Consider the following 325-nt stretch of genomic DNA (forward strand, 5'->3'; position numbering starts at 1 on the left):
AGATGCATGCCCGGCTCGGGCAAAGCCTTCAATGCGTCGGCGCGCGCGCTCAACCTGCTGTAATCGAAGTCCGCGTACACGTCGCCGCTCACCGCGACGAACACTTCGCTTGCCCCGTTATCTTCGATCAGCGTAAGCGCCTGCACGATGCCGCCCGCGGTCTCCAGTGCTTCACGCTCGGGCGAATAGCGCAGTTCGACGTGCCAGCGTGAACCGTCGCCGAGCGCGGCTTCGATCTGCTCGCCGAGCCACGCGTGATTGATCACGATGGTTTCAAAGCCCGCGCGCGCGAGCCGTTCGATCTGCCAGACAATCAGCGGCTTGC

1 protein-coding gene is annotated in these 325 nt (G+C 64.0%); it reads right to left on the reverse strand.

Translation table 11 applies throughout. From position 1 onward, the window contains the following. Positions 1-325: NDP-sugar synthase (locus SB753_RS35825; protein WP_410804833.1), on the reverse strand; the 325-nt coding region annotated here is incomplete at both ends.

It is taken from the genome of Paraburkholderia sp. SIMBA_053 (genome assembly GCF_046534895.1).
Classification (GTDB): Bacteria; Pseudomonadota; Gammaproteobacteria; order Burkholderiales; family Burkholderiaceae; genus Paraburkholderia; species Paraburkholderia caledonica.